This is a genomic window from Acetobacter senegalensis, assembly GCF_001580995.1.
Classification (GTDB): Bacteria; Pseudomonadota; Alphaproteobacteria; order Acetobacterales; family Acetobacteraceae; genus Acetobacter; species Acetobacter senegalensis.
This window is the reverse complement of the sequence record NZ_LHZU01000105.1, coordinates 22,035-28,168: the sequence shown is the minus strand read 5'-3', so window position 1 is coordinate 28,168 and position 6,134 is coordinate 22,035. Positions and strand designations below refer to the sequence as shown.

The 6,134-nt window shown below is 54.4% G+C and carries 5 protein-coding genes; 3 read left to right on the top strand and 2 right to left on the bottom strand.

What is annotated here, in order from left to right:
- Positions 1–243: 243 nt before the first annotated feature.
- Positions 244–2,172, bottom strand: a complete 1,929-nt coding sequence (locus tag AD948_RS03890; RefSeq protein WP_061470819.1) for a Hint domain-containing protein — start codon at positions 2,170–2,172, stop codon at positions 244–246.
- 654 nt (positions 2,173–2,826) lie between these two features.
- Here AD948_RS03890 and AD948_RS03885 point away from each other — a divergent pair.
- The 3 genes from AD948_RS03885 (at position 2,827) to AD948_RS03875 (ending at position 5,033) form a co-directional block, all read left to right on the top strand.
- On the top strand, positions 2,827–3,324 hold the full coding sequence (locus AD948_RS03885; RefSeq protein ID WP_061470818.1) for a DUF1543 domain-containing protein: 498 nt from the start codon (positions 2,827–2,829) through the stop codon (positions 3,322–3,324).
- 92 nt (positions 3,325–3,416) lie between these two features.
- Entirely contained in the window at positions 3,417–4,052 is a 636-nt protein-coding gene (locus tag AD948_RS03880; RefSeq protein ID WP_061470823.1) for a glutathione S-transferase, read from the top strand.
- A 237-nt stretch (positions 4,053–4,289) separates the two neighbouring features.
- Positions 4,290–5,033 (top strand): DUF2987 domain-containing protein, encoded by a 744-nt coding sequence (locus AD948_RS03875; RefSeq protein ID WP_061470817.1) that lies wholly within the window; start codon positions 4,290–4,292, stop codon positions 5,031–5,033.
- Positions 5,034–5,052: 19 nt separating this feature from the next.
- On the opposite strand, the gene AD948_RS03870 is transcribed toward AD948_RS03875, so the two are convergent.
- Positions 5,053–6,069 carry a ferritin family protein gene (locus AD948_RS03870; protein WP_058987330.1) on the bottom strand — a complete coding sequence of 339 codons (1,017 nt, stop codon included), beginning with the start codon at positions 6,067–6,069 and terminating at the stop codon, positions 5,053–5,055.
- Positions 6,070–6,134: the final 65 nt, after the last annotated feature.

Here is a 6,134-nt window from a genome sequence, read left to right as displayed (position 1 = left end):
TGAGCCGTGAGCCGTGAGCCGTGAGCCGTGAGCCGTGAGCCAAATGGCTTTGGCATGGACATGCGAACCGGGCGGCCGGCTTACGCCATCACTTGATCTTGCAAGCAGAAAAAAGTTGGTCCTGACCAGCCCCGTATTCTGCTTGTGGAAAACAGACAGGTTGAGTCAGGACCATGTCCTCGATTGACCAATCACGTGTGTGTTGAATGGCCAATCGCGCTTTTACCCAGAGACCCTGAGTGATCAGGCAGATTGCTCCAGCGTAGCCGTCTGCTCTGCGGGCTCCACACGGTAGGGGCCTGCGGCGTGAATGGTCAGGGAGAGCAGGGCCATTGCATCATTGGCCAACAGGTCTCCCAAAGGCAGAACCGCATTTCCGTTTGTCCAGACACATTCCGGCGTGCCCGCTTCGGCTTCCCTATGCCAGCCTGCGGGTTTGTTTTCCTGAAAATGCGCCGTAAGAGCATGCATTTTTTTGGCTGTCAGGCAGCTTATTGCACCGACTGCCACACCCAAATGACGGCGATCATCTACAAACGGTCCGATTACATCTGCCGGACGGCTGGCGCGGGAAACAATGCGGACAGAGCGCGTGGCAGGTGGCAGCATGAAGCTGTAAGTCTGCCCCGTGTGCCGCACCGGACGAATCTGAACACCCGTTTCCGTTACCAGATGCAGATCAGGGTCATCCGTCAGCACGGCATGTTCCATGTAGGGCCGGTTGGTGTTGGCATGGTCATGCCGGGCCTTTAGCGCACGGAACAGGGGTTCTACAAAAGCGCGGTCCACACAGAGCGGTGCGTCGGCATGTTCAGCCCAGTTCTGCAGGCCATTGCTACGCAGGCCTGCCACATTGCCAGCCTGGCGGAAGGCACGGCGGTTGCCGGTATCCAGATAGCTTTCTGTCAGCATGCCATCGGCAATGATAACCGCGTGCTGCTCAGTTTCCACATGGTAATAGGTGTAAGACGGAACGGAGGTATCGTAAAAAACAGAGGCCCCGTTTACCAACATGCGAACAGGAATGAATTTGTTCTCAAAAAACAGGCAGTGCTCGGGTGTAATCAGCATATCGCGGGACGGCACGCCATCTGCCACGGCGTTCTTCAGAACGCGCACAGGATAGCCTGCCTCGTCAACCGGCAGATCGGGGCGGGCTATGGTCTCTGCCTTGCCAACCCACACAACCGGACGCGTGATATCCTGATTGTTCTTCCAGTCCCATGTGACAATCTGGTCACCTATCTTGATGTCTTCAACAGCAATATTACCATCTGGCGTACGGATCAGGGTGCCGGTCAGGAAGCAGGCGGTGATATAGGTGTTGTCGTCCGAATAGGTGATCTGTAACGGGTTGGAGGCCGCATCCGTAGAACTGGTGGAATAGTCGCCTGAAGGAAGGGTCACGCCATCGGCCAGATTAACAGCGTATTCCGCTACGGTTTCTCCGCTGTCATTCAGCAGCGTAATCACTTTGCTGGAGGACGATCCATCCGTGATGGTATAGCTGGCGACCGCGCCAGTTGTGTCCTGAAGTTCAATGGTATCCTGGCTTGGATCATAATTGTTGATGGTTGTGGCGCTTAGTGTGCCAGAGGCCAGTAGGCTGATGGCAGTGCCCCCGCCGTTCAGGATCAGTGTGCCGCCACCCGCGCCAAAATTGACGGTACCACCTTCAAGTACGCTGGCCAGTGCTGCCCCTGTGTTGAACGTTCCGCCATATTCAATATTGACAGTGGAGCCTGTCAGAAGCCCGACCAGAGAGCCACCGGTATTGCCCGAAAGGGTTGCCGTTCCGCCAACAACATTGATGGTTGTGCCCGCAATGGCGCTGACAAGACCGGAAATAGTGTTATCACCGCCAATGTAATAAGTATTTGCTTCTGCTGCGCCAACACCAATAATAATACTGCCTGTAGAGCCGGGAGCAGTGACAATAGTTTGAGCGCTGGCAGCACTGATAAGTGTTGTATAATCGTCAGTTCCAGTAAGAACATACCCTGAAGCAGCAAGTTGTAATAAAACCAGGTCAATGCCGGGGTTAAGGTCTGTACCCGTGTAAATACTTGTGCCGTCTGGTGCCGTTATAGTGACATCCCAGTCAGAGATTGCTGAGCCATAAGGCTGCGTAATATTATAAACAACGCCGGATGCGGTTGTATATTTTGTCATTTCTGTTTCCTTCACTTTCTGGGGGGACGACTGTTCAGGAATTGAATCGCAAATAAATTTAAAGAAATCACGGATACAAATTCTAAATACACAGCGAATCGAAAATAAAAAAGAAAATTAATCTGGTTGTTATGGTTAGATTAATGAAAACTAATAAATAAAATACAAAAACAAAAAAGTAATTATAAATTTGTATTTGTGTTCTGTAAGCGCGTGCGGGGTTTTAAAAAAATAATAACGTAGAGGAAAAAATGTGAGGGCAGGTAGATGCGTTAAATTTATCCGCACTCATTCGTTAATTTCTTACTGACCGTGCGGGAGAGTTGGTGAGTTTTATTGCTGAAAGGCTTTTGAACACCTGCAAAAAAGTGAATAGCGCGCCTTGCATTCCACGCATTGCTGACACGCTATCGCCATTTTCAGAAAAAATGGGCTGACGCCATTCGGCCTGGTTTCGTCCGGCCCATGATGCCTGCATGACCAGAGTTCACCCGATCTGGGGCAGCCGCATGCATGACGCAGGCGCGAGGTGTCGCAAACCTGCCGAGGCCCTCAGGCAGAGGGCGGGAAGAGAGCTTTGTGAAAAACCAGCCAGCAGTGATAAACAGGTGCAGGGTGTTTGCTCCCGGTGGGGAGAGAAGGGGAGAGCAGGACGTGGAACTCTATATTTTTTATCTAGGCGGTGCCGCGCCCGGCGCGAATATCGAGGTGCATGATGTGCAGTTTGCCGTGGCGCACAAACCGGAGGATGCGTATCCATCCCTTGCCGCCCGGTGGTTTGGAACGCGGCAGTCCCTGCATCTTGATGCTTACGGCAGCATCACATGGGCGGATGGGTATGCTGTTACCCTTAGCCCGGATAAACCGGTTTCCGACAAAAAACTCTATTTCATCAATATGGGCGGCTATCTGGAAGGAGCCCTGCGGGAAGAGCACGATTTTACTTTTCTTGTTGCTGAAACGGAGGAAGAGGCAAAAGCCCGCGCGAAGGAAGAGCTTCTGCTGGGTTACCAACACCAGCACCGCGATAACCTGATGGAGGTGGATGATTGTCTGCCTCTGGAGCAGATTGACGGCCTTTATATTCATCTTACGCCACAGGAAAACGGTCAGCCCGTAAGGGCTACGTGGCAGGGATACCGCAGAATATAGAGGATAAGGCAGCCAAGATTATCGGGTATATGGCAGGCGATTTTTTATAAAAATAATAAATAAGGGAGACGATTTTTAAAATTATGCCCGACATGTCAACAGCCCCCGTTCTCTACAGTTTTCGACGCTGCCCTTATGCCATGCGGGCACGGCTGGCACTTGTTGCCAGCCAGACGGAGTGTGTGGTGCGAGAGATCAGGCTGGCGGCCAAACCAGAAGTCATGCTGACAGCATCGCCCAAAGGAACAGTTCCCGTTCTGGTGCTGCCAGACAACATCGTGCTTGATGAGAGTCTGGATATCATGCGCTGGGCGCTCTCTCAGGCCGATCCGTCTCACTGGCTGGAGGGCGTGAAACCTCAGCTTATTGAGCAGAATGATACCACATTCAAATATCATCTGGATCGCTATAAATACGCTACCCGCTACGGTTCTGCCCCTGCATACCATCAGGCAGAAGCGGTTAGCATTCTTCGTAACCTCGAAAACATCCTTTCTGTAGAAGAGTTTTTGCAGGGTAATCATTTTGGTCTGACAGATGCCGCTATTGCGCCCTTTGTCAGGCAGTTTGCCGCCACTGATCCTGCATGGTTTCAGGCGTTGCCTCTTCCCGCCGTGCAGAACTGGCTTAACCGCTTTCTGGCATCCCGCCTTTTTGAACAGGTCATGGTCCGTTATGCTCCGTGGCAGCCGGAAGATGCGCCCGTCTGGTTGTTAACGGCTGTCTGAGCCGTTTGAAGACACTTGGCGCCGCGCAAACGCCATCCCGATATCAGGCCAGATCCTGAATGTAACGCTGATAGCTGCTCGGAAACAGCACCATGCCGACAGTGAAAAACGCATTTTCGGGCAGGCCGGAGTGGCAGGGCTGGTTTTTATCGTGGAACCGGCTGCATGATGGGTTGTTCCTGACCAGCGGGCATGACAGTGCGCGACATGATGATGTTTATGGGGTAAGGCCGGTTTATGATGTTTTTCTCTCGCTCTGCCTGGTTTCTGACAGTGGCGCTGGTGCTGGCCCCAGCCTGTGCCGCCCAGGCTGACACAATTGATGTGGTGGGTGCGCGGTCTGTTCTGGTGCAGCATTATCAGAAAGTGGCCAAGCTTTACCGGCGCTTCAACGCCCTGCCTGCGGAGGACCGGGCCGGTCTTTCCCTGCATGTGGTGGGGCGGGAACAACCGGATGACAAACCCCTGCACAGCACCGGCCTGCATCTGCAAACTCAAAACGGAGCCATTCCGCTGACACATGCGGGCAGCGATGACATGGTTTTCCCGCTATCGGATGCCCTGTGGCAGGAAAACCCGCCGCTGATGGCAACCTTGCAGCCTGACCACTATATCCGCTTTATTTTCCAGATCGCCATAACGCCTCCGCAGCAGGATGGCTTTACCAATGCGCAGGCCACGCACTGGCTGAAGCAGATGGATAATTGTGTGGAGGATGTGGTGGGCTTTGTGTTTGCCTTCCTGATGCCGGATGCCCACAAGCTGACACTTACCTTGGCCCCGCATAGTCAGCTTCTGGTGACAGAGGCCGGGCAGAACCGCACCTTATTTGATAATACCGCCGACACTGCGGCTGATTACACCATCAGGCCGCAGGATTACGCAGCGGACGCTACGTTTCATAGCACGCAGCCGCTTGAGCGGGTGGTGATCAAACTGCCCGTGCAGATTCATGCGGACATGAAACGCAAGGCAGCCTGACCCCAACCCGCGTCGGTCCTCAGGCGCTGGCGCGGCCGGTGTTGGCTTTCACCAGACCGGATACAAACTGCCACCCGCGGCCCACATCACGGATCACCCGCGCAATGGCTGGTGCCGTGGTGGGGCGCAGCAGGCGTTTGTCATACCCTGCAAAGCGGCGGTCATCTTCTTCCAGACACAGATCCATGAAGTCCGGCAGGCTGAGCTGCACGCTGGCAATATCCTTGGCACCAGTGACGGTGAAGTTGTTGTCCTGCGTGTGGACTTCGCCTTTGTCATCCACATCCTTGGCAAGGCTTAGACGCTCGTAACCAAGGAAGGCCCACACGGCCCACACCTTCAGTTCAAACAGCGGACGGCGATACCACGGCATGACGGCCCGGTACCATGCCAGCCAGTTGGCAAACAGCAGAATGTGACGACATTCTTCCTGCATCACCGGCTCGAACGTATCAATCAGTTCAGGCGGGAAGAAGCCGGAACGCTTGGCCAGTTCAAACAGCCCGAAAGCGAAGAAACTGTCCACACATTCTGAAAAGCCGGTGACCAGATAGGCCCACTCAACATCCTTGGGCTCAATATACGGGGGTTCCGGCGCCATGGGGATGTTGTAGGCCGCCACCATTTTGGACAGCACTTCCTTGTGGCGGTTTTCCTCCCACGCATTGCGGGAAATGGCATCCTTGATGTCCGGGTCCTGCACCAGCCGGGCGTAGGCGGCCATACGCAAGCGGGCCTTGCCCTCCGTCTGTACCGCAATATCCCAGATGGGCAGGGAGGTCACGCGATGCAGCGTTTCCGGGTCCAGCTTGGGCCAGTCGATTACGGACGGTTTGTAAGGGTTGAACGTATCGCGGAACATCTGGGCAATGGCGCGCTTGTGTTCAGCAGAACCGGGCGTAAGCGGCCCTTTATCCTGACTGACCCAATGCCGGGCCCTGTAATCGGCCTCTACCACGGCTTCCTTGTTGGGGGGCGGTGGCAGGTCATCAATGCTGTCTGGCAGGCGGGAATAGATATCAGAGAGAGAACCCATGGTAGGAACCCGTTTGCTGGGAGCGCCTCCCCTTCCTCGCGCAAAGGGTGCGCAAGGCAGGAGAA